Annotated in this window: 25 protein-coding genes; 14 read left to right on the top strand and 11 right to left on the bottom strand. The window is 60.0% G+C overall.

Features of this window, described 5'->3' with window-relative positions:
- The first annotated feature begins 104 nt into the window (after positions 1-104).
- The 3 genes from ACR0D9_RS15415 to ACR0D9_RS15405 all read left to right on the top strand — a co-directional run bounded on the left by ACR0D9_RS15415 (position 105) and on the right by ACR0D9_RS15405 (position 1,728).
- Positions 105-518: an Hsp20 family protein gene (locus ACR0D9_RS15415; RefSeq protein WP_058275530.1), complete on the top strand. Its 414-nt coding sequence runs from the start codon at positions 105-107 to the stop codon at positions 516-518.
- A 5-nt stretch (positions 519-523) separates the two neighbouring features.
- Complete coding sequence (locus ACR0D9_RS15410) at positions 524-748, top strand: DUF1150 family protein (protein WP_480539323.1); 225 nt, start codon at positions 524-526, stop codon at positions 746-748.
- 92 nt (positions 749-840) lie between these two features.
- Positions 841-1,728: a PhzF family phenazine biosynthesis protein gene (locus ACR0D9_RS15405; protein ID WP_480482244.1), complete on the top strand. Its 888-nt coding sequence runs from the start codon at positions 841-843 to the stop codon at positions 1,726-1,728.
- A gap of 101 nt (positions 1,729-1,829) precedes the next feature.
- On the opposite strand, the gene ACR0D9_RS15400 is transcribed toward ACR0D9_RS15405, so the two are convergent.
- The 4 genes from ACR0D9_RS15400 to trxB form a co-directional block, all read right to left on the bottom strand.
- Positions 1,830-3,548: a bifunctional sulfate adenylyltransferase/adenylylsulfate kinase gene (locus ACR0D9_RS15400; protein ID WP_267362968.1), complete on the bottom strand. Its 1,719-nt coding sequence runs from the start codon at positions 3,546-3,548 to the stop codon at positions 1,830-1,832.
- Between the two features lie 196 nt (positions 3,549-3,744).
- A complete protein-coding gene (locus ACR0D9_RS15395) occupies positions 3,745-5,436 on the bottom strand; it encodes an adenylate/guanylate cyclase domain-containing protein (protein ID WP_480539321.1) in 1,692 nt (563 codons plus the stop codon).
- 80 nt (positions 5,437-5,516) lie between these two features.
- The gene (locus ACR0D9_RS15390; protein WP_480475485.1) at positions 5,517-5,966 is read right to left on the bottom strand and encodes an RES family NAD+ phosphorylase; all 450 of its coding nucleotides are present in this window, start codon (positions 5,964-5,966) and stop codon (positions 5,517-5,519) included.
- Positions 5,967-5,969: 3 nt separating this feature from the next.
- Positions 5,970-6,911: a thioredoxin-disulfide reductase gene (gene trxB / locus ACR0D9_RS15385; protein ID WP_267362965.1), complete on the bottom strand. Its 942-nt coding sequence runs from the start codon at positions 6,909-6,911 to the stop codon at positions 5,970-5,972.
- Positions 6,912-7,138: 227 nt separating this feature from the next.
- On the opposite strand from trxB, the gene ACR0D9_RS15380 reads away from it, so the two are divergent.
- Complete coding sequence (locus ACR0D9_RS15380; RefSeq protein ID WP_209504770.1) at positions 7,139-7,639, top strand: Lrp/AsnC family transcriptional regulator; 501 nt, start codon at positions 7,139-7,141, stop codon at positions 7,637-7,639.
- A gap of 119 nt (positions 7,640-7,758) precedes the next feature.
- Here the strand turns inward: ACR0D9_RS15380 and ACR0D9_RS15375 are convergent, their stop codons facing one another.
- The 5 genes from ACR0D9_RS15375 to lgt all read right to left on the bottom strand — a co-directional run bounded on the left by ACR0D9_RS15375 (position 7,759) and on the right by lgt (position 11,980).
- A complete protein-coding gene (locus ACR0D9_RS15375) occupies positions 7,759-8,541 on the bottom strand; it encodes a Hint domain-containing protein (RefSeq protein ID WP_267362963.1) in 783 nt (260 codons plus the stop codon).
- Between the two features lie 330 nt (positions 8,542-8,871).
- On the bottom strand, positions 8,872-9,000 hold the full coding sequence (locus tag ACR0D9_RS15370) for a hypothetical protein (protein WP_267362961.1): 129 nt from the start codon (positions 8,998-9,000) through the stop codon (positions 8,872-8,874).
- A 270-nt stretch (positions 9,001-9,270) separates the two neighbouring features.
- A complete protein-coding gene (gene pgeF / locus ACR0D9_RS15365) occupies positions 9,271-10,029 on the bottom strand; it encodes a peptidoglycan editing factor PgeF (protein ID WP_267362960.1) in 759 nt (252 codons plus the stop codon).
- A complete protein-coding gene (locus ACR0D9_RS15360) occupies positions 10,026-11,093 on the bottom strand; it encodes a class I SAM-dependent methyltransferase (RefSeq protein WP_480539319.1) in 1,068 nt (355 codons plus the stop codon). Before ACR0D9_RS15360 ends, pgeF begins: the two co-directional genes overlap by 4 nt.
- A complete protein-coding gene (gene lgt, locus ACR0D9_RS15355) occupies positions 11,090-11,980 on the bottom strand; it encodes a prolipoprotein diacylglyceryl transferase (RefSeq protein WP_480539318.1) in 891 nt (296 codons plus the stop codon). Before lgt ends, ACR0D9_RS15360 begins: the two co-directional genes overlap by 4 nt.
- A 97-nt stretch (positions 11,981-12,077) precedes the next feature.
- Here lgt and ACR0D9_RS15350 point away from each other — a divergent pair, with 97 nt between their 5' ends.
- The 5 genes from ACR0D9_RS15350 to ACR0D9_RS15330 all read left to right on the top strand — a co-directional run bounded on the left by ACR0D9_RS15350 (position 12,078) and on the right by ACR0D9_RS15330 (position 15,284).
- Positions 12,078-12,326: an accessory factor UbiK family protein gene (locus tag ACR0D9_RS15350; protein WP_480487580.1), complete on the top strand. Its 249-nt coding sequence runs from the start codon at positions 12,078-12,080 to the stop codon at positions 12,324-12,326.
- A 321-nt stretch (positions 12,327-12,647) separates the two neighbouring features.
- A complete protein-coding gene (locus tag ACR0D9_RS15345) occupies positions 12,648-13,148 on the top strand; it encodes a type III secretion system chaperone family protein (protein ID WP_209598027.1) in 501 nt (166 codons plus the stop codon).
- Between the two features lie 39 nt (positions 13,149-13,187).
- Positions 13,188-14,003 (top strand): pyrroline-5-carboxylate reductase, encoded by an 816-nt coding sequence (gene proC, locus ACR0D9_RS15340; RefSeq protein WP_480539316.1) that lies wholly within the window; start codon positions 13,188-13,190, stop codon positions 14,001-14,003.
- Positions 13,996-14,334, top strand: coding sequence for a tRNA-binding protein (locus ACR0D9_RS15335; protein WP_209504763.1), 339 nt, complete (start codon positions 13,996-13,998; stop codon positions 14,332-14,334). The genes proC and ACR0D9_RS15335 overlap by 8 nt, the downstream gene beginning before the upstream one ends.
- On the top strand, positions 14,334-15,284 hold the full coding sequence (locus tag ACR0D9_RS15330) for a 2-hydroxyacid dehydrogenase (RefSeq protein ID WP_480539314.1): 951 nt from the start codon (positions 14,334-14,336) through the stop codon (positions 15,282-15,284). The genes ACR0D9_RS15335 and ACR0D9_RS15330 overlap by 1 nt, the downstream gene beginning before the upstream one ends.
- Here the strand turns inward: ACR0D9_RS15330 and ACR0D9_RS15325 are convergent.
- Positions 15,281-15,859, bottom strand: a complete 579-nt coding sequence (locus ACR0D9_RS15325) for a thymidine kinase (protein ID WP_480539312.1) — start codon at positions 15,857-15,859, stop codon at positions 15,281-15,283. The genes ACR0D9_RS15330 and ACR0D9_RS15325 overlap by 4 nt on opposite strands.
- A 355-nt stretch (positions 15,860-16,214) precedes the next feature.
- Here ACR0D9_RS15325 and ACR0D9_RS15320 point away from each other — a divergent pair, with 355 nt between their 5' ends.
- Entirely contained in the window at positions 16,215-16,676 is a 462-nt protein-coding gene (locus tag ACR0D9_RS15320; RefSeq protein ID WP_480475505.1) for a hypothetical protein, read from the top strand.
- Positions 16,677-16,835: 159 nt separating this feature from the next.
- The gene (locus ACR0D9_RS15315; protein WP_480539310.1) at positions 16,836-18,638 is read left to right on the top strand and encodes a hypothetical protein; all 1,803 of its coding nucleotides are present in this window, start codon (positions 16,836-16,838) and stop codon (positions 18,636-18,638) included.
- 26 nt (positions 18,639-18,664) lie between these two features.
- On the opposite strand, the gene ACR0D9_RS15310 is transcribed toward ACR0D9_RS15315, so the two are convergent.
- The gene (locus ACR0D9_RS15310; RefSeq protein ID WP_480505938.1) at positions 18,665-19,789 is read right to left on the bottom strand and encodes a beta-ketoacyl-ACP synthase III; all 1,125 of its coding nucleotides are present in this window, start codon (positions 19,787-19,789) and stop codon (positions 18,665-18,667) included.
- 160 nt (positions 19,790-19,949) lie between these two features.
- Between ACR0D9_RS15310 and ACR0D9_RS15305 the strand changes: the two genes are divergently transcribed.
- From ACR0D9_RS15305 to ACR0D9_RS15295, 3 genes are read left to right on the top strand one after another with little or no spacing between them, the layout of a single operon-like run.
- Positions 19,950-20,417, top strand: coding sequence for a MarR family winged helix-turn-helix transcriptional regulator (locus ACR0D9_RS15305; RefSeq protein WP_480487592.1), 468 nt, complete (start codon positions 19,950-19,952; stop codon positions 20,415-20,417).
- Positions 20,414-21,451: an efflux RND transporter periplasmic adaptor subunit gene (locus ACR0D9_RS15300; RefSeq protein ID WP_480539308.1), complete on the top strand. Its 1,038-nt coding sequence runs from the start codon at positions 20,414-20,416 to the stop codon at positions 21,449-21,451. Before ACR0D9_RS15305 ends, ACR0D9_RS15300 begins: the two co-directional genes overlap by 4 nt.
- 11 nt (positions 21,452-21,462) lie before the next feature.
- On the top strand, positions 21,463-24,510 hold the full coding sequence (locus ACR0D9_RS15295; RefSeq protein ID WP_480539306.1) for an efflux RND transporter permease subunit: 3,048 nt from the start codon (positions 21,463-21,465) through the stop codon (positions 24,508-24,510).
- Positions 24,511-24,518 lie beyond the last annotated feature (8 nt).

Genomic DNA, 24,518 nt, shown 5'->3' with positions numbered 1-24,518 from the left:
GCCAGACCTTGTGGACATCCTGGTTTCTTCCCATATTCTATAACAAGCGGTTGCCGGAACGGGACCGCGCACCACGTCGCTTTGACAATAAAGGACGAAAATACGTGTCGAAACTTACTCTTGGCTCATACCCGCATCTTTTGGGGTTCGAGCAGCTGGAACGCCTTCTGGAACGGTCTGCAAAGGCCGGTAATGAAGGATACCCGCCCTATAACATCGAACAGACCTCGGACTTTTCCTACCGCATCACCCTTGCGGTGGCCGGGTTCGCCGAAGAGGATCTGTCGATCACCATCGAGGATCGCCAACTGGTGATCCGGGGCCGTCAGCGCGACGACAGCGAGGGGCGCATCTTCCTGCACCGTGGTATCGCGGCGCGTCAGTTTCAGCGCATGTTCGTGCTGGCTGACGGGGTCGAGGTGGGAGAGGCGATCATGGAAAACGGTCTGCTGCATGTGGATCTGACCCGCGCCGTGCCGGAAACCGTGGTTCAGACAATCAACATACGGAAGGGGTAAGAGCAATGAATACACCGATTGAAATCAACACCGAAGGCGATCGTATCGTCTATGTGAAAACAGTCGACGTTGTCGATCTGCCGCGTGATCTGCGCGATCAGGCAGGTGATCTGGATCACCTTTATGCCGTGCACGATTCCGATGGGCAGCAACTGGCACTTGTGGCCGACCGCAAGCTGGCCTTCGTTCTGGCCCGTCAGCACGACCTGTCACCTGTGGCCGTTCACTGAACGGCCCCTTTGTCCGGTGGGGCTGAAACGTTGCCCGCAACACACGCGCATCGGCGAAACTGCCGCTTTTAACCTGTAACGGAGCCGACTGCATGAGCTGGTTTGAATTCGACTGGGTAGACGCCTTCACCAATCGTGCATTCGGCGGCAACGGTTGTGCCGTGGTCCACGGCGGCGCGGGTCTCTCGGCCGAGGTCTGCATGGCCTATGTGCGCGAAACCTCTCTGGTCGAATGCACATTCACCGGCCCGTCCGACGTGGCCGACATCCGCGTCCGTTATTTTCTGGCCAGCCGTGAAATTCCCTTTGCCGGTCATCCGACGATTGCCACCGTAGCGGCGATGCGGTCGCGCGGCATGATCTCCGGTGATAACCTGACGCTGGAAACCGGCGCTGGTATCGTTTCGATCGGTTTGCAGGGCGAACAGATTGAGATGACGCAGGTCGCACCGCAATTTGGTGCGCATGTGCCAGCCGATCTGGTGGCAAAGGCGATCAGCCTGCCGCAAGAAGCCATCATCTCGCCACCCCGGATGGTTTCAACCGGCTTGCCCTTCTGTATTACCGTTCTGCGCGATCATGACGCTTTGCGCGCGGCCCGCCTGTCCGAGGACGCGCTGCGCAAAGTGGCTGCGACGGCAGGGTATTCCGGCTCGGACATGGCCGAGCCTTTCCTCGTGACGCTCCAAGGGGCCACCGACGCGGGCGATACGTTCTCGCGCCTGCTCATGGCCCCGCCCAGCCCGCCCGAGGATCCGTTTACCGGGTCTGCCACCGGGGCCATGGCGGCTTATCTGTGGAAATACGGGCTGATGACCAAAGACAGTTTCGTTGCTGAACAGGGGCACGATATGGGTCGCCCCGGCCAGGCCGTTGTCACGCGCGTTGGCCCCACCGATGCGATGACGGGAATCAAGGTAGCCGGTCAGGGGCATATCCTGATGCGCGGGCAGGTTGATCTGCCAGAAGCCACCCAGTAGCCGAACCGTTCCCGTCCCCAGGGACTGCCCGGAACACCTCAGACTATCAAAACAAAAACGGCCCCCGAAAACCGGAGGCCGCTGTGTTTCATTCATCTGGTTCAGCCTGCTGCGATCAGGCCCATGCTTTCCAGCTTCAGCAGCACCTGATGAGCGCAGTTGTCGACCTCGACATTTTCGGTCTCGACACGCAATTCAGGGTTCTGAGGCACGTCATACGGGTCCGAGATACCGGTGAATTCCTTGATCTTGCCTTCGCGCGCCAGCTTGTACAGACCCTTGCGGTCGCGCCGCTCACATTCTTCGATGGTGGTCGCAACATGCACTTCGCAGAAGGCACCGAACTGCTCGATCTCTTCGCGTACCGCGCGGCGCGTGGTGGCATAAGGTGCGATCGGCGCGCAGATGGCGATGCCGCCGTTCTTGGTGATCTCGGATGCGACATATCCGATCCGGCGGATGTTCAGGTCGCGATGCTCTTTCGAGAAACCCAGTTCGGATGACAGGTTTTTCCGCACGATATCGCCATCCAGCAACGTGACCGGACGGCCCCCCATCTCCATCAGCTTGACCATAAGCGCGTTGGCGATGGTGGACTTGCCCGAGCCCGAGAAGCCGGTGAAGAACACGGTAAAGCCCTGCTGGCTGCGTGGCGGCTTGGTCTTGCGCAGCTCGGCCACCACTTCGGGAAAGCTGAACCATTCGGGGATTTCCAGACCCTCGGCCAGACGGCGGCGCAGCTCGGTGCCCGAGATGTTCAGGATCGTGACATTGTCCTTGTCCAGAATCTCGTCATTCGGCTCGTATTGCGCGCGTTCCTGCACATAGACCATGTGTTTGAAATCGACCATCTCGACGCCGATCTCGTCCTGGAACTGGCGGAACAGGTCCTGCGCGTCATAGGGGCCATAGAAATCTTCACCGGCCGAGTTCTTGCCCGGGCCCGCGTGATCGCGGCCCACGATGAAATGGGTGCAGCCATGGTTGGCACGGATCAGCCCGTGCCAGACCGCCTCGCGCGGGCCAGCCATGCGCATCGCCAGATTCAGCAGGCTCATCGAGGTGGTGGATGCGGGATACTTGTCCAGCACCGCCTCATAGCAGCGCACGCGGGTAAAGTGGTCCACGTCGCCCGGCTTGGTCATGCCGACGACCGGGTGGATCAGCAGGTTGGCCTGCGCTTCCTTGGCGGCGCGGAAGGTCAGCTCCTGGTGCGCACGGTGCAAGGGGTTGCGGGTTTGGAAGGCCACGATCCGGCGCCAGCCCAGCTTGCGGAAATAGGCGCGCAGCTCGTTCGGCGTATCGCGGCGACCGCGGAAGTCATAGTGAACAGGCTGCTGGATGCCCACGACAGGGCCACCCAGATAGACCTTGCCCGCCACATTGTGCAGATAATTCACAGCCGGGTGGGCATCGTCATCGGCACCAAAAACCTTCTCGGCCTCGCGGGCCTTGTTCGGGGTCCAGCGGTCAGTGACCGTCATGGTGCCCAGAATCACGCCTTCCTGATCGCGCAGCGCGATATCCTGACCCAGTTCGATCTTGTCCGCAAAATCTTCGCTGACGTCCAGCGTGATGGGCATCGGCCAAAGCGTGCCATCAGCCAGACGCATGTTTTCGACGACATTGTCGTAATCGGCTTCGCTCAGGAAACCTTTGAGCGGGTTGAAACCGCCATTCATCAGCAGTTCCAGATCACAGATCTGGCGCGGGCTCAGATCCCAGCTGGTCAGGTCGGCGGCTTCGACCTTCAGTTTCTGGGCCGAGTCATACGACACATAAAGTTCGGGAATGGGGGCCAGATTGCTTAACATCGTCATCTGAATACTCTTATCGCAGTGTTGTGTTGCCAGTGATTCAAGGGCGTTTTCGGGGCATTTGCACCGACTGTTGGGCGAAGTCCACTGGCGTCAATGAAACAAAGGACGATATGCGCTGATTTCTCGCGGATTGGAAGGAATTTCCAACTATGAAATCAAAATGATGATCTCGTTCCTTGGGGCGTATATATTCCGATCATGCAAGGTATGACTGTTCCTGTTTTCGCGTGTGCGGCGCAAGCCCGGACGCGCGGGTGACTGGCAGGGCGGGAATCGGATCGGCAACGCCGCGCAGCTGGAACATCCGGATACCCTCCGGCGGCAGGTTCATACCCGCAGCCTTCAACACCTCTTGCGAGACCAGCAACTCGACCCCCAAGGCCTTGGTTTCGCTTTCCAGTCGGCTGGCCACATTGACGGCGTCGCCGATGATCGTTCTCGCGGCATGTCCCTGCGCGCCAATCTCACCCAGCACCAGATCACCAAGGTGTAAGCCCATTCCGATGCGAATGCCGGGGCTGCCTTCGGCCTCAAGCTGCTCGTTGAACCGGTCGAGGGCATGGCTGATATCTATCGCAGCCTTCAACCCCGCGCTGGCGGATGCGGCTGCATCGGGTTTTTCGAAAACCGCCAGCAACCCGTCTCCCATATACTTGTCCACGACACCGCCGTCCTTGGTGATGGCAGGCACGACGGCGTCGAAGAACCGGTTCAGCAGGAACACGATATCATAGGGCAGCTGCCCCGTCGTGCGGGCGGTAAATCCGCGCATGTCCAGAAACAGCACGGCCAGTTTCCGTTCCTGCCCCTGACTGGCATGCCCGCGAACGCGCCCGCCATCCGGTTGAAAAACGCGGAAAACGGTGGTCGGTTCCGTCGGGCGGATCTGGCAGGCCAGCCGTGTCTGCGGTGAGGCGCCGACAGCGGCCAGGCTGCGGGCCTCGACATCGCCGGGCGGGGGCAGGGCGTTAGCGCCTTCCTCGATGATGACGCGGCATGTGGTGCAGCGTCCCTTCCCGCCGCACAAGGCCGTATGGGGCACACTATGTGCCTGCGAAATCTCAAGCAGTGTCATGCCCTTTTCGGCATCCACCTCGGGCCCGTTGCTGTAACTTACCCGCACCGAATGCCTGCGCCGCCACAGCTTGCGCCCGATATACACAAGACCCGTGGCCGCCAAGGCGAGCCAGAACGCCAAAAGGGCATTATCCTTGACGGTGAACATGGTCTGGAACGCCTCGGGCGAGGGCCAGTTGTAATGCTCGATATATTGTTCCCGCAGAAACTCATCCGCGAATTCCAACCAAATGCGGCGGCCCTCGGTCAGCAGACCGGCCAAGGCGAACATGGGGATGAAGACGGCAACACCGATCAGATAGGGTACGGCGCTGGACCACCATTTCGTCAGCCGTAACCACATATGCAGCCCGATACAGCCATGCACCCAGACGATCAGCAACAGTGCGCTTTGCATCCAAATCACGGTGCTGGGCCACATCAGGATGATGATATACCCCATCTCGTCATTGACGTCATAGATCTCGTGCGCGACCCGCGTCTGGATGACATGCGAGATCAGCTGCAAAGGTATCAGCAGACCCAGAACAATCTGCAACGCCGTGCTGAACGGCATGCGCAGGGTCCGGCGTTGTGCGATCGAAGCTAGCGCCAGACCGGCATGAGTGAACAACGCCGCATAAAGCAGCAGGCTCATAAAACTGTGCCGCGTCACCGCTGTTCGACCGTCCTGCATCCCGTGCAGATAATCGGTGTGAAACAGGCCCAGTCCGATGTTGATGAAATGGAAGAAAGCGAAAGCAAACAGAACCAACCCGCTGCCGATCCGAAGCCGGGCTGCCCAACCGCCACGCCACAAAGCGCTCTTCAAGAATACCACCTGTATCGCTGTTCGCCGTGGTTGGACTTTGCGAGGACGTTCGCGGTCAGGTCAAGGCTTCGGGTGCAAATCTAAGCCCGCCAGTGGGTCGCGGGGTGTTGGGAGTGAATTGATATCTTGTCCGCACAAAACAGCACCAGATGGCTGAGGTCGGGGCGCGAGCGCGAGCTGTAGATCAAGCCGTCCGCCCCCAGTGCCCGCGCTTTATCCGAAAAAGCCCATGTCGGCGAAGGGACCCCCATAGCACGATTATCCTGCCAGATCACCGACACAGCCGTCTGCCCGCGGTAGTCCACCAACCGCGCGTTTTCCACCAGAAACCTTTGTATCACGCGGTCGGGATCGTCGCCCGAGACGTAGCGCCGGATGGCGACCGAAGCGCCCTCGGCGCTGAGCGAGGCATAAAGCGCGAACTGTCCGGAATGATGAAAGCGCCCCTCAGGCGCGCGGGCAGGCAGCAATGGGGTCGCTGCCTGCGACGCAAACAGAATTCTCCAGACTGGGCCAGAGAATTCAAGCATGCATCAGTCCTGTTCGGCCAGGAACCGTTCGGCATCCAGTGCCGCCATACAGCCCATCCCGGCGCTTGTTACCGCCTGACGATAGACATGGTCGGTCAGATCGCCTGCCGCGAACACGCCGGGGATCGAGGTTTCGGTGCTGCCCGGTTTGGTGACGACATAACCACCCATATGGGTTTCCAGCGTGTCCTTGACCAACTCGTTCGCAGGGGCGTGGCCGATGGCGACAAAGACACCTTTGCACGGGATCTCGGTGATCTCGCCGGTTTTAACATGTTTGACCCGAACACCTTCGACGCCCAAAGGCGCATCGGTGCCGATCACTTCTTCCAGCTGGTGGAACCACAGCGGTTCGATCTTTTCATTCTTCAACAGGCGATCCTGAAGGATCTTTTCCGCCCGCAACTCATCACGGCGGTGGATCAGGGTCACCTTGCTGGCGAAATTGGTCAGGAACAGGGCTTCTTCCACGGCTGTGTTACCGCCACCGATCACCACGATTTCCTGCCCGCGATAGAAGAACCCGTCACAGGTGGCGCAGGCCGAGACGCCAAAGCCCTTGAACTTCTCTTCCGACGGCAGACCCAGCCATTTTGCACGCGCGCCTGTGGCCAGAATGACCGCATCAGCGGTATAGGTGGTGCCGCTGTCGCCCTTGGCGGTGAAGGGGCGCTTGCTGAGGTCCAGATCGCTAATGATATCGCCAATCACCTCACATCCCATGGCCTTCGCATGGTCCTGCATCCGCACCATCAGGTCCGGGCCCTGCACCTCGGTGTCGCCGGGCCAGTTTTCGACCTCGGTCGTCGTTGTCAGCTGACCACCGGGTTCGATGCCCTGTACCAGAATGGGTTCCAGCATGGCGCGGCTTGCATATACGCCTGCAGTGTATCCTGCGGGCCCTGACCCGATGATCAGAACCTTGGTGTGTCTTGTGTCGGCCATGGTGCCCCCGCTCGAATTGCCTGATTTGGGCCCGCGGCCCGTCGCCCCGATATAGCGACCGACTGGCCCGGCTTAAAGCCCCTTACTGTTCAGCCCCCTTCGGGCCGGGGTGCCTTGGGTTTTCGGGAAGAAGGCGAAAAGGAAACAAAGAAAATTGCGCATCTGCGAAACATTATTGCGCGCGTGTGGGGTGTTGATATAAGAACCGAAAAAATCAGGAGCATTTGATGGTCACGACTCGGCTGGATGATATTGATCGCAAGATTCTGGCGGAACTGCAGGCGGACGGTCGTATGACCAATGTCGAGCTGGCAAAACGGGTCGGAATCTCGGCCCCGCCCTGTCTGCGCCGGGTGCGCACACTCGAAGAATCCGGCTTCATCACCGGCTATCACGCCGAGGTCAACTCACGCGAGTTGGGGTTCGAGGTTCAGGTATTTGCCATGGTTGGTCTGGACAGCCAGGCCGAAGTCGAACTGCGCGCGTTCGAAGGCCGTTGCCGCGAATGGCCATTGGTCCGCGAATGCCACATGCTGAACGGCGAGGTGGACTTCATCCTGAAATGCGTCGCACCTGACCTGAGCAGCTTTCAGCAGTTTCTGACGGGCGAGTTGCTGACCACGCCAAACGTGGCCAGCGTCAAGACATCGCTCGTTATTCGCGGCGCAAAAGACGAGCCAGGCGTACCGTTCGACGTTCTGGAAGAACGTATGAACCGGACGGCGTAACGCCAACACGTTTTGGTTGCGCGGTGATTGGTGGCAACAGTGCTGCCACCGCAAGGGATAGAACCCAACTTATTACCAGCTGCATGATGCCCCCCATAATGCAGTAATCACAATCATGCTCAGGCCGTCATCGCGTCGATCTCACCATCTCCGGCGCGCGGCATCAGCAGCGGGCCGAAATCGTTCAGCGACTCGATATGCGCGAACAGGTTCAGATAGATCGACCGAAGCGAGTGGCTGATCATGCGAACCGCATTCACACCTGGATGATATGTTTCGAACTGTAATCCATCTACGCGAATAACGGAATGGCGTTTTAAACAAATGTGAAACAGTTCAACGGGGGTGGGCGGCATTGTTTCAATGACACCCATCCCGTCCTGAAATTCGGACACGGGTGTAAGAATCGGCTGCCCCCCATGCAGGTGCCGCAAATGCGCAGGTGTTCCCACGATTCGCGCCGCCGGGCCAGCAATGACACCCGACATTGGCTTTTGCATCCCGAACGTATCCGCCATGATCCGCGTCAGCGGTCGCGTCCGGCCACGTGAATCCGCGCGTCCGGGGATCAACGTGACAGATCCCTTCCACAACACGGTTTCCGATGCGCCATCCTGCGTCAGGACCGTATCCCCCGGCATCAGATCCTCGATTGCCATCGGTCCATGTTCCGTTTCTACCAAAGATCCACGTGTGAAGGCGCAAAACGCGTCTTCAAACATCGGCAGGGCAGGTGCGATGTGGCGGGTCTGAACCACATCTCCGTTCTTCAACAGGCTGCTGACCTCATAGCGGCGCAGCTGGGCTTTTGGCTTGGAAACCGGCCGCGGCGCGTCCCGCAGCATAACAGACGTTTCGATAGCATTTCTGGCCGCGCGGGCCAGTGAATTAGGAATAGTCATTAATATTCCGTCCCCTCAAAATGTTCGGTCAGGCGCGGCGTACCCCCGTACAGACGCGCCCGGCGAACTGGTTCTTTGCCTTGAAACAAATGGGTGACCCTCGGGCGGCAACCGGTACGGTCCCGCAACGCGACTAAATCTCGCTTTCCAATGGTCAACACATTGACCCCCCAGACAAACTCGTACTTCACGGGCGAAATTGCCCGCACACACACAACTCCTAAAAAGTCACGAACCCCTCGCTCGTGACGCGCGATACATCAGGCCGGAGCGAACCTGATACGCGTTGACCCAAATAAGACCGGCAGCTTGGTCTCTGGGTTTTCTGTCTCAGCGTCGTGCCGCGATGCGACTGGCGACCCTGACAGAATTGCTTGTTACCCGCTTCCACGGCATTTCCAGGTTCTGGTCCCGAGTGGCCTCGACCATGGCTTTCAGAAAGCGTGATTTGGTCTTCATTTTTTGGTCCTGCTCTGAACGGGGTGTATTTCCCCACATCCTCTGTGAACCTTTTGTGACGCGGGTTTGCGGCAGGGATAAGGCTTATCCGGGATGATTTGCGGACAGAAAAATGAAGTCAGACGGACCTCCCACTCAACACGCCAGCGCCCGATTTTCGAACGTCAGATACCGATCTGATTACTGGCAAAAACTCGTTACGATTCTGATGCCCAATCAACACAACAAATGTGGCGGAAAAGTGGCAGGGCACCTAAATCTGGACGAAGATCACAATCTTATGACGGAAATCAATCGCCCGTAATCGACCTCGTTCGCGTGCGTTGACCGGCGATAGGAATAGAACCTGTCAGGGTCGGAATATGTGCAGTGCCGGGTCCACTCGGCCTGTCCGATTCCTGCCTGCCGCAGCCGGTGCAACCCGAAGGCGGGCAGATCAAATTGCAGGCGGTCACTTTCACCATTGGCAAAAAAGCGGCTGTTGTCCGGCGAATCCGCCAGGAACGCGTCCAGAAACTCTGGCCCCACCTCGTAAGCGCGCTGGGAAATACTGGGTCCGATCACGGCGCAGATATTGCTGCGGTCGGCTCCCAGCGCCTCCATCGCGTCCAGCGTCGCTTCCAGAACACCGTCCAGCGCGCCGCGCCACCCGGCATGGGCCGCACCGATCACATGCGCGTCGGGATCGGCGAACAGAACCGGCTGGCAATCGGCCGTCAGGATCGTCAGGGCCAGACCGGGTGTTGCTGTGACAATGGCGTCCGCTTTGGGTTTTTCACCGTCAACCGGGGCTTGGACTGTCAGAACCGTTGGGGAATGAACCTGATGCACCGCGACCATTGCCTCGGGGTCCACCTCCATCGCGTCGGCCACCCGCCGCCGGTTCAGCGCGACAATCTCGGTTTGATCCGAGGACCCCTGACCGCAGTTCAACCCGCTGAAAATTCCTGAAGACGCGCCGCCGCGACGGGTAAAGAACCCATGGCGAAATGGCGACAGCAGATCCGAGGTCAGAATTTCCAGCGTCATGGTTCCAATCCTGGTGGTGGGGCGGCATAGGCCGGGAAAAGGCCCATCACCTTGAACAGATTTCCCATTTCATCAGGATGCGTCAACCGCCGATGCGCGGCAATCAGCGCATCCAGCTCGGAACCGCTCAGCGCCTTGGACAGGGCTTGCGCGCGGGCGGTGATCCCCAGCCGTTCAAGGAAGACGCCCTGCGGTGTCAGGCGCGTATGCCTGCACCCACAGGCGCGGGTCGCAACGGCCAAAGGCTCAAAATCCACATGCGCGGTCAAATCGGCCTGACCGGGCGATGCCAGAGGATCGGCATGCTCGTGGCTTTGCAGAGCCTGCAAGGTATCGCCCAGCGAATGCCAGTCGCCATAATCCACAATCAATGCCGCGCCGCCATGACTGGCGACCCGCCCCGCGATCACGGTCAAAACGGGAATCGCAGCAGCACACAGTTCGACCAGATCACCGTCCTTGGTGTCCGACAGCCTATCATTCAACGCCACCTGCGGCCCGATCGCGCCCAGTCCGAACGTCAACCCGCCGTCACGCTCACCCACCAGACGCTCGCGCCAGCCCGTACCGTCACGCTGGAACTGGCGGATGGGCAGGGCATCAAAGAACTCGTTGGCAACCAGCAACAGCGGCTGGTCGGGCAGGTCGGCGATCATGTCGATCCAGGCCGCCTCGTATTCGTTCAGGGTTTCAGCCTGCACCTGTTTCAATACAGGCGATGCTTCGACCAGAACTACCTGCGCCGCCTTGTGAAATCCGGGAATCGTTCGTGTAGCGCGCAGAATATCGGCCATCAGGGTACCGCGCCCCGGCCCCAGCTCACACAGGGTAAACGGTGCGGGCCGTCCCTGATCCATCCAGCTCTGCGCCAGAGACAGCCCGACCAGCTCTCCGAACATCTGACTGATTTCCGGCGCTGTGGTGAAATCCCCCGCAGCCCCCAGCGGATCACGGGTCGTGTAATAGCCCAGCGTCGGATGCAGCAGGCATTCGCCCATAAAATCCGCCACGCTCAGCGGTCCATCCTGCCGGATGCGGGCGATCAGGTGATCGGTCAGGCTCATGCCGCCCGCCGCCGCGCCCGCAGGGCAAACCACAGACCAAGCGCGATCATCGGCAGCGACAGGAACTGCCCCATGGTCAGCCCGTACCCGCCCACATGCCAGGCCAGCCCCAGTGGATTGCCGGGCGATACGAACTGCGCATCCGGCTGGCGAAAGAACTCGACGATAAAGCGCGACGCGCCGTAGCCCGCCAGGAACGTCCCCATGACAAGGCCCGGTGTGCGAAAACCGCCGCGCCGATAGACCAGCCACAGCAATACCGCCCCCAGCAAAACACCCTCCAGCGCGGCCTCATACAGCTGCGACGGGTGCCGGGCGCACATGCCTGCGACCACGTCGGGGCAATCCTGCGCAGCAAATCCTGGAAAAATGACGGCCCAGGGCAGCTCACTCGGGCGGCCCCACAGCTCGGCATTGACGAAATTGGCCAGCCGCCCCAGCAGCAATCCGGGCGGAACGGTGTAGGCGACCAGATCCCCCAGCGACAGGGCGGGGATACGGTGCTGTCGTGCAAACAGGTACGACGCAAGGATCACGCCCAGCAATCCGCCATGAAAGGCCATGCCGCCTTGCCAGACCTTCACGATCTCCAGCGGGTGGGACAGGTAATAAGCCGGTTGATAGAACAGCACAAAGCCCAGCCGCCCGCCCAGAATCACACCCAGAATGATCCAGGTAACCAGATCCTCCAGCTGTTCGGGCTTCATCGGCGGGCCATCCGCAGGCCAGAGTGCCGGGCGGCGCAACGCCACAACAGCCAGCCGCCATGCGATCAGGATGCCCGCGATATAGGCCAGCGCATACCACCTTAACGCGAACTCCATCCCGAACAGCGGGATCGAGAACAGTTCGGGCGACAGATCGGGGAAATTCAGAACAGCCTGCATGTGCGTCTCATTGCCCGGGGTTTGCAGGTCAAGTCAACCTTGAGCCCGCGCCATTCTTTGCCCATATACAGGTAAACCGCGAGATCGGAGAACAGATATGCAGACCCGCAACAAAATCCTGGATGACGTGTCCCAGCTGATGACCAACGCCATGGGCGTGGCGCAGGGCGCGCGGGAAGAGGCTGAAAACGCGATGAAGTCGATGATCGACCGCTGGCTGGCCGACCGCGATTTCGTCACCCGTGAAGAATTTGACGCCGTGCGCGCCATGGCTCAGAAGGCGCGCGAAGAAAACGTGGCACTCGAAGCCCGCATCGCCGCGCTCGAGGCGAAACTAGACAAATAACGCCCCGGCGTTCCCTGTTTCCACAATTTTCGGACAAAGCATTCCGCCGCGCAATCCAGCCCGGATTGTGCGGTGCTGTGTATTCTGACGTGTCGCAGAATTTATTCAAGATAAAGCTGACTCTGGCGCCAATATTTTGATCGCCGTTGCCTTCTGTCCACAACTTATTGCTGTTATCCCCAATAATTAGGGTTGCCAGAACTTACGCCACATCGCACCATATTTAGTACAGGCCCATGGGGGAAGCCCGGTTTGTAGAGCAGGCAACTAGCGCTGGGGCGCTGCCAGCCCCGAAATGCTAGAGATTAGTGAGGTGGCATTATGGCCCTTTCCGAGCAGTATCTCGAAGAAGACATTCATCCGATCGACATTGTTGAGCATCTGGCCGAACATCACGACTGGGATTTTGATCGCATTGGGGACGATCAGATTGCCATGGCCGTTGAAGGGCAGTGGCGGACCTATTCGATCACATTGGCCTGGTCCAACTATGACGAAACGCTGCGCATGGTGTGCAGCTTCGAAATGGAACCACCGGCCGAGCGTGAAATGCAGCTCTATGAGCTGCTCAACAAGATGAACGACCAGTGCTGGGCAGGCGCGTTTACCTATTGGGCAAACCAGAAGCTGATGGTCTATCGCTATGGTCTGGTCCTTGCAGGCGGACAAACGGCCAGCGCTGACCAGATCGACACGATGATCAATGCCGCCGTCATGAGCGCCGAGCGGTACTACCCCGCGATCCAATTGGTGACCTGGGGCAACAGAGGGCCAGAAGAAGCCATGCAAGTGGCCATTGCAGAGGCCTACGGCCGCGCGTAAACCTTTGCCCCGAACCGATATGTAAAGCGGGAGGGGCAAATGGACATGACGCGAGTGGCTGAACAGGGGCTTGTGCTTCTGGGGTGCGGAAAGATGGGGTCCGCAATGCTGGCGGGATGGCTGGAACACGGCCTTCCGCCAGCTTCCGTTTGGGTCATCGATCCCTACCCGTCAGATTGGCTGAAGGCGCAGGGCGTCAATATCAACGCACCCTTGCCCGAATCCCCCGCCGTGGTGCTGGTTGCGGTCAAACCGCAGATGATGGGCGAAGCCCTGCCTGCCATTCAGGCGCTGGGCGGCGGGTCCAGCCTGTTCATTTCCGTTGCGGCTGGCACCTCGATTGCCACCTTCGAATCCGTTCTGGGCCAAGACACCCCGATCATTCGCGCAATGCCCAACACACCCGCCGCTATCCGTCAGGGCATCACGGCACTGATCGGCAACGCACACGCCTCCGAGACCGATATGGAACAGGCCGAAAACCTGCTGGCGGCAGTGGGCCAGACCGTTCGCCTAGAGGATGAGGCACAGATGGACGCCGTCACCGGGCTCAGCGGGTCCGGCCCGGCCTATGTGTTCCATCTGATCGAAACCCTGGCCGCAGCGGGCGAGGCGCATGGCCTGCCTGCCGAGCTTGCGATGAAACTGGCCAAGTCCACAGTGGCCGGTGCCGGGGCACTGGCCATGGCGTCCGACGAAGACCCCGCGCAGCTGCGCATCAACGTGACCTCTCCGAACGGTACCACACAGGCCGCGCTTGAGGTGCTGATGCATCAGGAAACCGGCTTTCCCGACCTGCTGCACCGTGCCGTCAAGGCCGCAACCGACCGATCCAAGGAGCTCTCGCGTGAGTGAAATTTCGTTCGACGACTTTCTCAAGGTCGATATTCGCGTGGGCGAGGTGATCCGCGCCGAACCCTATCCCGAGGCCCGCAAACCCGCGATCAAGATGTGGATCGACTTTGGCGACGAGATAGGCGAGCGCAAGACCTCGGCCCAGATCACCGCGCATTACGATCCGGCCACTCTGGTTGGCAAACAGGTCATGGCTGTCGTCAACTTCCCTCCGCGCCAGATCGGCAAGTTCATGTCCGAGGTTCTGGTGCTGGGTCTGCCCGATGACAACGGCGAGATCGTTTTGATCGGCCCTGACGGCAAGGTACCAACCGGCGGGCGGATGCACTGATGAAACTGCTGATCACGCGTCCGATGACACCGGCAGTCGAATCGCGCGCCCGCGCCGATTTCGATGTAACCATCCGGGAAAACACCCTGCCCATGGCGCGGCAGGAGATGCTGGCCGCTCTGGCCGGATACGACGTTGTTGTGCCGACATTGGGCGATCAGTTCTCGGCTCGGATCTTTTCCGAGGTCGGTCAGCCGCGCTGCAAGCTGCTGGCCAATTTCGGTGTTGGCTTCAACCATATCGACGTGGATGCCGCACGCGCGGCCGGGGTTGACGTAACCAACACGCCCGGCGCGGTCACCGATGCCACAGCCGATATCGCCATGACCCTGCTGCTGACCACAGCCCGGCGGGCCGGTGAGGGGGAGCGGCTGGTGCGATCGGGTCAGTGGCAGGGCTGGCACCCGACGCAGATGCTGGGCCATCATGTGACCGGCAAGCGCGTGGGCATTGTCGGCATGGGCCGCATCGGACAGGCCATCGCGCGCCGCTGTCATTTCGGGTTTGCCATGCAGGTGGCCTATCAGTCCCGCAGCGCCAAGCAACTGGATTTCCCGGCGGAATTCACACCTGACCTTGAAACACTCGCCGCTTCGGTCGATTTCCTTGTGCTTGCGGTTCCCGGCGGTGCGGAAACCCGCCACCTGATCAATGCGCAGATTCTTGAGGCGATGAACCCCTCGGCTACTCTGGTCAACATCGCCCGTGGCGAGGTGGTGGACGAGGTCGCGCTGATCACGGCGCTGCAAACCGGTCAGATCGCGGGGGCGGGGCTTGACGTCTACGAATTCGAACCCAAAGTGCCGCAATCCCTGTGCGAAATGGAAAACGTCACCCTGCTGCCCCACTTGGGCACCGCCACCGAAGAGGTGCGCAGCAGCATGGGGCACATGGCGCTGGATAACGTGGCGGCCTTTGTCGCGGGCAGGGCGCTGCCCAACCCGGTCTAGTCGCCCACCGCCTCGCGCCAGTGTTTGCGGCAGAGCGAGACATAGGTCTCGTTCCCGCCGATCTGCACCTGCGCCCCTTCAGTGATGGCCTTGCCGGTCTCGTCGCGACGAATCACCATCGTGGCCTTGCGGCCGCATTCACAGATCGTGCGCACCTCGCGCATTTCGTCGGCAAGGGCCAGCAGGGCGGCAGAGCCGGGGAACAGCTTGCCCTGAAAATCCACGCGCAGCCCATAGGCCAGCACCGGCACATCCAGATCGTCCACCGCACGGGCCAGTTGCCAGACCTGGGCCTCGGACAGGAATTGCGCCTCATCAATGAAAACGCAGGCTACCATACCCTTGTCCAGCCGGGACCGGATCATGGCGAAGACATCATCTTCGGGTGTGAAAGTGTCAGCCTGCTCCGATATGCCGATGCGCGATGCAATCCGCCCCGCACCCGCCCGCCCGTCAATGGCGGCGGTCATCAGATAGGTCTGCATTCCGCGCTCGCGATAGTTGTGCGAGGCCTGTAGCAACACGGTCGACTTGCCCGCGTTCATGGTGGAATAGTTGAAATACAGCTTTGCCATGGCGTGGGTCTAAAACGCCCGGCCAAAAGGAACAAGAGAGCAAAGGGATGTAAGAAGCGACGTCGCCGTTGCGTGCGCAGAGGCCGAGCTGGGCTCGTAGGGGATGGAACCCCCGCGTCTGCAACAGCGACGCCGTCGGCCAACATGTGGCCAAAACAAAGCAAGGCCCAACAATACCGCCCTGCAATCACTCTTTACCGGCTTGAACTGCCGCCACTCACTCACAAAATCCCCCGCTTATCTGAGGGATAGTCAATGTATGACATTTCAATTATGACTCAGGTATGGGAAATTTCCCGACGCTTTCCCCGGTTTGGACATCGGGCAGGCGTTTGCAGGTAACAAAGGTAAATCAATGGCAGATATCGGGGCCTATCTGAAGAAACACACAGAAGCGCTGGTCAAAGATGTCGGAATAGAAGCTGCTTGTGAAATCACCGGAAAATCCAAGGCGACCCTGGGCCGGTACTATTCGGACAATGCCGAACACGCGGACAGGTTCATGCCCGTGGATGCGGTGGCCCGGCTTGAAAACGCAGCAACTTATCCGCATGTGACATCCGCGCTGGCGGATCTGAAAAACATCACCTTGTCCTACAGCGAACGCAACACCGAGGATCCTCGCACAGGCGGGGTGAATTCGGATGTCATCGCGCTCAGCCAGCGGTTTGCAATGTTGATGACTGAATATCAGTCCGCTATCGAAGATGGCATCATCACGGTGAACGAAGCCAAAAGGCTGCTGAAAGAAACCAGTTTGCTTCAGCAGGTCCTGATAGAAATGAAACTGCACCTGGAAGAAGAAAGCGTCAGCTAGGCTTGGTGGCGGCCAGCTATCGGCCAAAAACCGCCTGCCCGGATCGCCGCAGATGTCGTGCGCTTTGTGGCATGATCATCAACCGGACTCTGCGCCTCAATTCAGTCACGTCTTTCAGATAAGCTGTGGCGCAGGCAAGATCGTCAAGGGCAGTAAACCATGCAGAAAATGCAGGGAAATTACAGCATTCTCGCAGACCGTATGGTTTGGCGGTCGTTCCTGTTTGTCTATGCGCTCTTTCTGGCCACGGTGCTGTTTGGCGCTTATCAGGAAGGCCCTGATGACGCGATGCGCTGGGTCATGGTACAGGACCTGCTGGCGGGACAGGGCTGGTTTGACGCCTATCAGCATCGGCTGGGCCCCGGTGACGGCACGCTGATGCACTGGTCCCGGCTTGTCGATGCACCGATTGCCGGGATCTACGCGCTGTCCGCGATGGTCGTGCCGCCCGACACCGCCTTGCAAGTGACCGCGTTTGTGTGGCCGGTGCTTCTGGCGGGGCTGACCCTGTGGGCCTTTGCTGTCACCGGCGCAGCGTTGGGCGGGCGAAATGGCGCGATATCGGCACTGGTGGTCGGTGCGCTGACGCTCGAACATTATCGGAAGTTCGACTATTTCTCGTTTGACCACCACAATGTTCAGATTCTGCTGTTTGCAGCGGCCCTCATGTTCTTTGTCCTGCGCAAGGCCAAACCCTCTGCTGCGGGATGGCTGGGTGTCTGTCTGGCCCTTTCGGTGTCAATCGGAACCGAATCGATCGTGCAGGTCGCGATTATCGCGGTGTTCTTCACGATTGACTGGATCGTGACCGGCACAGCCGCCCGCCGCCGCACCATAGTGTTTGGAACCGGGCTGGCGCTGACCCTGTTGCTGGCCAGCGTTGCAACAACGGGGCGTCAGGGCTTTCTGTTCCCAAGCTGCGATGCCCTGACGATCAGTGTGGCCCTGCCGGCCGGGATCGCGGCCCTGTGCCTGTGTGCAGCAGCCTGGGTCGGGTTGGGCTGGTCCCATTGGGGGCGCATCGGCGCGTGTCTTGCGACAGGCGCTGTAACACTTGGCTGCGCTTACGCATTTGCGCCCTACTGCCTTGAAAACCCGATTGCGGACCTGCCTCAGGACATGCGCGACTTCTGGCTCAGCCAGGTTGCTGAAGCACAGAATATCACCGTCGTGCTGGAACGACACCTGGGCGAGGCTGCGGCCCTGATCGCCATGTCCGTCATCACGGCGGTGGCAGCCTTGTTCTTTGCCCGCCAGTCGCAAGACAAAATGGATTACTTCCTGTTTCTGGCGCTGATTGTGACCGGGTTTTCCATGTTTCTGTACCAGTCCCGGATGATGACGTTTCTGGGCGTGTCTCTTGTGGCTGTTCAGGCTCAGATGCTGCGGGCCTTTTACGTCAGTTACAGAAGCCATGGCCGCACGCTCTCCGGCTTGGCTATGATAGGCTTTATCGTCTGCGTCTCGCCAAAGATTGGTAGCAGCGTGGAAAAACAGCTGGAACGGTTTGCGCGCCCCTCCCTTGCGGCACCCGTCGCCGAGGCCGCGCAGGATTCGCAAAACATCGGCGCCCCCTGCAAAGCGCCCGAGGCCTACGCGGCCCTGCAAGACCTGCCAGCCGGAATGGTTCTGGTCGATTTTGATTATGCGGCAGAAGTGCTGCGCTATACCGATCATTCGGTTCTGGCGGGGAATTATCACCGCAACCGGGCCGGAATTCAGGCGCAGATCGCGGTTTTGCGTATGGATGCGTCCCAGGCCGGTCCGCGTCTTGCCGCGCTGGGTGTAAGCTATGTGCTGCTCTGCACCGCCGCGCCCCGTGCCGAATTCTGGGATTGGGCATCTCAGGGGCGCGGTCTGCAATCCCAACTGGCAAAGGGTGAAACCCCCGCCTATCTCAGCCGGATTGATGGTGGGGAAGGGGCCGCGTTTCAGGTTTTTCAGCTCGCGGCCGATCTCTAGTCCGTAAGCGCTCTGCGGAATGCCGATCAGGCGTGACGCTTGACGATCACCGATCCAACCGAATACCCGGCCCCAAAAGAACAGATCAGGCCCAGATCGCCCTCTTGCAGATCGTCAGAGTATTTCGAAAACGCAATGATCGACCCTGCGGATGAGGTGTTCGCATAATCCTGAAGGATATTGGGTTGCTCGCCCGCCTCGGGTTCGCGGCCCAGAACCTTCTTGCCGATGAAGTCGTTCATCGTCTTGTTGGCCTGATGCAGCCACAGGCGTTTGAGGTCGGTATTGCTGACCCCTTCGGCTTCCATATGGTCGCTGATATGCTTGCTGACCATCGGCAACACTTCCTTGAACACCTTCCGGCCGTTCTGCATGAACTGCATGTCGCGGCGGTCAATCACGCCATCGGGGCGCGACCGGCGCAGGAACCCGTTGTTGTTGCGGATATTGTTTGAAAAGGCGGTGGCACAGCGGGTCGACAGGATTTCGAAATGCGGGCCTTTGGCGTCTTCGATCCGCTCGATCAGCGTTGCCGTTGCCACATCGCCAAAGATAAAGTGACAATCCCGGTCGCGCCATTCCAGATGGCCCGAGCAGATTTCAGGGTTCACCACCAACGCCGCGCGCACCGACCCGGACCGCACCATATCCGCCGCCGCCTGAATGCCGAACGTGGCCGAAGAACAGGCGACATTCATGTCAAAGCCAAACCCGTCGATGCCCAGTTCCTGCTGAATCTCGATTGCAATCGCCGGATAGGCGCGTTCATGGTTCGAGGCCGCGCAGATCACCAGATCGACATCCGCCGCCGAACGCCCCGCCTGCGCCAGCGCCTTCCTGCAGGCATCCACTGCCATCTCGGTCATGATCCCGGGCTCGTCATCGCTGCGCTGGCGCAGCGTCGGGTGCATCACGTCCGGGTTCAGCACCCCGGCCTTGTCCATCACGTACCGGTTCTGAATGCCCGACGCCTTGACGATGAACTCTTCCGAGGAATGCTGCATCGCCTCCATCTGCCCGGCTGCGATGGCCTCGGCATTCTTCGCGTTCTGCTTGTCGGCATAGGCGTTGAACGCTTCAACAAGCTCGGCGTTGGTGATGACGTTTTCCGGGGTGAAGACACCGGTACCGGTGATGGCGGGGGTATACATGGCGGGTCCTGAATGTTTCGGATTCGCCCAAAATGCAGTCATGGCGTGATTTGATCAAGATATGTTGACCTAAGGGAATTCTTTTCGGGGCACAGTTTCATATCTTGAATAGTTCAGAAATTGAAGTATATCGCTCCGTAACCCGCGCGGAGACCCCCCAATGCCCGACGATATCAGCGCCAGACTGGGCCGCCTCAGCCCCGAGATTCAGGCGATCATGGGCGTCTATGCCCTGTACTGGAAACTGGAAGAGACCTTCGACTGTATCGAAACAGACCTGAGCCACCCGGAATGCCACATGCTGATCAAACTGGATCAGCCCAAGCGCATGGGCGTTCTGGCCGCTGATATGTTAAGCGTCCCGTCAACGATCACCGCCACAGCCGATGCCCTTGAAAAAGCGGGCTACCTGACGCGGCGGCGTGACCCCGAAGACCGCCGCGCCTGGTTGCTGGTGCTGACAGAGCAGGGCGAAGAGGCCCGCAACATGCTGGTCGCCGCCGCCGGGGACCTGTTTCACAGGGCCTCGGGCCTAAACGAACAAGAAACTGCCGAATTCGCGCGACTGGCGCGCAAAATCCGCGACAACGTATTGAAAACGGGAATTCCCGAGGGATTGAAGAAATGAAACTCCTGACCTCTCTGGGCCTTGCACTGGCCATTCTGGCAACCCCGATTGCCGCTCAAGAGACCCCGAAACCGGTGAAACTCATGCAGGTGCGCGAAACCGCGCCGGGTTTCACGCGGCAGTTCTTTGGCCGCGTCGCCGCGCGCCAGACCGTTGATCTGGCCTTTCAGGTTGCGGGCCAGATTGTCGAGATGCCCATCAACGAAGGCTTCGTGATTCCCAAGGACGGCCTGATTGCCCGTCTGGATCAGGAACCGTTCGAGCTGCGCCTTGATCGGGCACGGCTGCAAAAGGAACAGGCCGACCGCACTGTCGCACGCCTGTCGCGCCTGCGCGGTACAACCGCCAGCCAGGTGGCCGTGGATGACGCCGAGACCGAGGCGCAACTGGCCGCGATCGCACTGCGCGACGCGGAATATGAACTGGAACACGCCACGCTGACCGCGCCGTTTGACGCGCTGGTCTCCAGCCGCTCGGTCGAGGCGTTTACGACCGTCTCGGCGGGCACCCCCATCGTCCGCATTCACGACATGTCGGAACTTCGCATCGTGGTCGATGTGCCCGAGATCCTGTTTCAACGCTCTGGCCAGAATGACGACTTCTTCATCACCGCGAAATTCCCGGTCAGTGACGAAGTCTTCCCGCTGGAAATCCGTGAATTCGACGCGGAAACCTCCAGCGTCGGTCAAACTTTCCGCATCCAGTTTGGCCTGACCCCGCCAAAGGGGCTGCAAATCTTTCCCGGTTCTTCCGTTACCGTCAACGTTCAGGTGCAGGACAACCGCACAGGCATCGTCGTCCCGGCGACCGCCGTAGTCGCTGACGCAAACGGCGCGCTGAACGTCATGGTGTTTTCCCCGGTCGGGGCGGATGAGGGCACCGTGCGCCGCGTCCCGGTGACCATCGAGCCCACGCAAACCGGCGAAGTCCGGGTGCTGACGGGCCTGTCTGACGGGGATGAGGTCGTCGTGGCCGGGGGCGCTGTGCTGACGGATGGTCAGACGGTGCGCCGGTTCGCCGGTTTCGCGAACTGAGGGGCTGACAGATGAACATCGCCCGCGCCTCAATCGACCGGCCGCTTTACACATGGCTGGTCATTCTCATTGCCCTCATTGGGGGCATCTGGGGGTTCACATCGCTTGGCCGTCTGGAAGACCCGGCCTTTACAATCAAGAACGCGGTTATCATCACGCAATACCCGGGCGCCACCGCCGAGCAGGTGGCGCTGGAAGTATCGGAACCGCTGGAATCCGCCATACAACAGATGGGCGAGGTGGACGTCATCACCTCGGTCAATCAACCCGGACGGTCCCTGATCGAGGTCGAGATCAAGTCGACATACGACGGCACCGAACTGCCTGCCATCTGGACCCGCCTCAGGGCCAAGGTGCGCGACGCCGCGCGCGGCCTGCCATCGGGCGTCGGCCAACCGTTTGTGAATGACGGGTTCGGCGACGTGTTCGGCCTGTTCTATGCGGTGACCGCCCAAGGGTTCTCGGACGCCGAAAAGCACGAACTGGCAACCTTCCTGCGGCGGGAACTGCTGACCGTTGACGGCGTTGCGGATGTCGAGGTTCAGGGCCTGCCGGACGAGGCGATCTTTGTCGAACCCGATCTGGCGATTTCGGTGAACCAGAATGTCCCGCTGCAAGCAATCAACCAGGCCATCGCCAACGCGGATTCGGTCAATTCCTCAGGGTCCTTGCGCTCTGATAATGACCGGACCACCATCCTGACGGCCGAAGGGTCGGACAGTGTGTCGGCCATTGCGGGCCTGTCTGTCGGTTCGCAAGGGCAGGTGATCAACCTCTTTGACATGTCCGATGTCTATCGCGCCCGTCAGAACGACCCCGACATCATTATCCGCTACAACGGGACCGAGGCCTTCACCTTGGGTATCGCGGGTCTGGCCACGGAAAACATTGTCGAGGTTGGTAAACGTGCTGATGCAAAGTTCGCGGAATTGAACACAAGCATTCCCTTCGGTGTCGAAATCCTGCCGATCTATCAACAACATGTGGTGGTCGAACAGGCCTCGAACGACTTTCTCGTGAACCTTGCCATGTCGGTGGCCATCGTGGTCGCCGTGCTGGGCATCTTCATGGGCTGGCGCGCGGCCATTGTCGTTGGCTCGACCCTGCTGCTGACCGTGGTCGGCACGCTTCTGTTCATGTCGCTCTTCTCAATCGAGATGGAGCGAATCTCATTGGGTGCCCTGATCATCGCCATGGGGATGCTGGTGGACAACGCCATCGTCGTGGCCGAAGGGATGCAGATTTCCATGCTGCGCGGCCAGTCCTCGCGCGATGCGGCCGAGGATGTGGCATCGAAAACCCAAATCCCGTTGCTGGGTGCGACCGTGATTGGCATCATGGCCTTTGCGGGCATTGGCCTCAGCCCTGACGCAACCGGAGAATTCCTGTTCTCTCTGTTCGCCGTGATTGGCATTTCACTGTTGCTCAGCTGGGTTTTGGCGATCACCGTCACGCCGCTGTTGGGGCATTACTTCTTCAAACAGGGCAAAGCAGGCGAGATCGACGCTTACGGCGGCCTCCTGTTCCGCACCTATGGTGCGATCCTGCGCTTTGCGCTGCGCTTCCGATGGCTGGTTGTTGCTGGTCTCGTCGGCGTAACCGTGGTGTGCTATGCCGGGTTTGGGCTGATGAAACAGCAGTTCTTCCCCAACTCCAACACGCCTTTGTTCTTCGTGCACTACAAACTGCCGCAGGGCACACCGATTGCACGAACCGCCGAAGACATGGCGGTGTTCGAAGAGTGGCTGGCGGCACGCGACGACGTCGTCTCGGTCACGACCTTTGTCGGCCAGGGGGCTACCCGTTTCATGCTGACCTACTCCGCCGAAAAGCCGAATCCCAGCTATGGGCACATGGTCATCCGCACAGCAAGCCTAGACGACATCCCGGCGCTGCAAGCGGACCTTGAGGCGTTTGGGTCCGTCCAGTTCCCCGAAGGTGAGTTCGGCACCAAGCGTCTGGTCTTTGGCCCCGGCGGTGGTGATCCGATTCAGGCCCGCTTCTCGGGCAGCGATCCGGTCGTGCTGCGCCAGCTTGCGGACGAGGCGGTACAGCGCATGACAGCCGCATCCCCGAACGCGCTGTTGGTTCATCACGACTGGCGCGAACAGGAACTGGCTCTGCAACCGATCTATGCCACCGAACGGGCGCAGACAGCCGGTGTCACACGCGAAGACATCGCCGCCACCCTGCAATTCTCGACCGACGGCATTACGGGTGGTGTGTTCCGCGAGCGCGACCGCCTGATCCCGATCATCCTGCGCCGACCTGCGGACGGAGATTACTCGATCGTCGATCAGGTCGTGTACTCGGACCAGTCGGAAAAATTTGTACCAATTGAACAAATGGTGGATGGATTCGAGTACAAAACGCTCAATACGCTGGTTCACCGTCGTGATCGGGTTCTGACTATCACCGTCGGCGCGGACATCCCGCCCGACCTGACTGCGGCACAGGTTCACGCCGAAGTGCGAGACGCCATCGAGGCCATCGAATTGCCGCCCGGGTACAAGATGGAGTGGGGCGGTGAGTTCGAAAATTCGCGCGACGCGCAGGCAAGCCTGGGCAGACAATTGCCGCTGAGCCTGCTGATCATGGTGTTGATTTCGGTCCTGTTGTTCAACGCAATCCGCCAGCCGATCATCATCTGGCTGCTGGTGCCGATGTCCGTGAACGGCGTGGTGATCGGCCTGCTGGGAACAGGACTGCCCTTCACCTTTACGGCACTTCTGGGCCTGCTCAGCCTGTCGGGTATGCTGATCAAGAACGGCATTGTTCTGGTCGAGGAAATCGATCTGGTCCGCGCCACCGGCAAGCCCCTGCGCGAGGCAATCATCGAAGCATCCGTGTCGCGTTTGCGGCCCGTCATGCTGGCGGCTGTCACGACCATTCTGGGCATGGCGCCACTGCTGACGGATGCGTTCTTCGTCTCGATGGCAGTGACGATCATGGGCGGTCTGGCATTTGCCACCGTGCTGACAATGGTTGCGGCACCGGTGTTTTACCTGCTGTTCTTCGCCCGTGACGAACGAAAGAAAACGACGGAGGCGCCTGCGTAAGGCATTGA

This window comes from Ruegeria sp. AK11 (assembly GCF_056541095.1).
This window is presented reverse-complemented; position numbering and strand designations above follow the sequence as displayed.